The sequence below is a fragment of the Nocardioides sp. genome (genome assembly GCF_034670285.1).
In the GTDB taxonomy this organism is placed as follows: Bacteria; Actinomycetota; Actinomycetes; order Propionibacteriales; family Nocardioidaceae; genus Nocardioides.
Genome location: NZ_JAXMNS010000553.1, coordinates 1 through 1,795, shown reverse-complemented (window position 1 = coordinate 1,795; position 1,795 = coordinate 1). Strand labels below are relative to the sequence as shown.

The 1,795-nt window shown below is 72.5% G+C and carries 1 protein-coding gene; it reads left to right on the top strand.

The genetic code is table 11. The annotated features are described in order from the left end of the window. Window positions 1-149 precede the first annotated feature (149 nt). The coding region (locus VOI19_RS18945) for an ATP-dependent helicase (RefSeq protein WP_323794486.1) at window positions 150-1,795 on the top strand (1,646 nt) is incomplete at its 3' end.

Sequence of the window (1,795 nt, the reverse complement as noted above, 5' to 3'; positions counted from 1 at the left end):
GCCCCGCGCCCGGTCGAGCTGCAGCTGATGCAGGCCGCCGCCGTCGTGCGCGCCGAGGAGTTCGTCGTACGCCCCGGTGGTCACTGCGACCGCTGCGACTTCCACGCCATCTGTCCGGCCCAGACCTCAGGAACGGTGCTCTCGTGACGATGCCGAACACCCCTCTCCCGATCGACACCCCCGAGCAGCTCCGCGCGCTGCTCGGCGACGACTGGACCTTCAGCGACGCCCAGTTCGCCGCGATCACCGCGCCCCTCGAGCCCGCCGTCGTCATTGCCGGCGCCGGCTCGGGCAAGACCACCGTGATGGCGGCCCGGGTGGTCTGGCTGGTCGCGACCGGTCGGGTGCGACCAGCCGAGATCCTGGGGCTCACGTTCACCACCAAGGCGACCGCCGAGCTCGAGACCCGGATCCGCGAGAGCCTGCGCCGCGCCGGTCTCCTGCCCGAGCGCGGCGCGGCCCGCCCACTGAGCGAGCCGGGCTCGACCCACGACGGCGCCGACGACGAGGCGGAGGAGCCCGACGAGCCCACCGTCTCCACCTATCACTCCTACGCCTCCAACCTGCTCTCCGAGCACGGTCTGCGCATCGGCCACGAGCCCGACACCCGGTTGATCACCGACGCCAGCCGCTTCCAGCTCGCCGCCCGTGCGGTTCAGCGCTACGCCGCGCCGGTCGAGCACCTCAGCGACTCCCCGGCCCACGTGGTGCGCTACCTCCTCGCGCTCGACGCCGAGATGAGCGAGCACCTCGTGAGCCCCGACGACGTGCGTCGCCACGACGCCGAGCAGCGCCCGCTCTTCGAGGCCGGGATGGCAGCGGAGTCACGCTCGACCTACCGCGCCAAGAACGAGAAGGCCATCTCGGTCATCGCCGCCCGCGCCGAGCTGCTCGGCCTCGTCGAGACCTACCGCGGCCTCAAGCGCCACCTGGGCCTGCTGGACTTCTCCGACCAGATCGCCCTGGCCGCACGCCTGGCCCGCGAGTGCCCCGAGGTGGGCGAGGCCGAACGGCTCAAGTACCGCGTCGTGCTCCTCGATGAATACCAGGACACCTCGGTGGCTCAGGCGCTGATGCTCAGCCGCCTCTTCTCCGGGCCCGACGTCGACTCGGGCCTCGGCCACCCGGTCACCGCGGTCGGCGACCCCAACCAGGCGATCTACGGGTGGCGTGGCGCGTCGGTCTCCAACATCCTCGAGTTCGGCGCCGACTTCCCCTCTGCCGACGGCACCCGACCGACCTACCCGCTGGTGGTCAACCGTCGTTCCGACGCGCGCATCCTCGCCACCGCCAACCACCTCGCCGCCGAGCTCTACGAGACCCGTCCCGACCTGCTGCCGCTCGAGCCGAAGCCGGACGCCGCCGACGGAGTGGTCCGGGCGATCGTGCACGAGACCTTCGACGACGAGCTCGCGTGGCTCGCCGACGAGGTCCTCGCCACGCACGCGCGGCTGGCCGCAAGCACTGACGAGCCGGTGTGGAAGGAGATCGGCGTGCTCACCCGCAACAACTCGCACGCCGCGGCCGCCTTCGACGCCCTCACCGACCGAGAGATCCCGGTCGAGATCGTCGGGCTCAAGGGCCTGCTGCGTCTCCCCGAGGTCGCCGAGGTCGTCGCCACCCTCACCCTCGTCCAGGACGTCACGGCCAATGCCGCCCTGCTCACGCTGCTGGCCGGGCCCCGTTGGGCCATCGGCCCGCGCGACCTCGCGCTGCTGGGCCGCCGAGCCGGCGAGCTCGCGGGCTCCCGGGTCGGCGGCGAGGCCTTCGTCGACGTCCACGAGCAGCTCGCGGC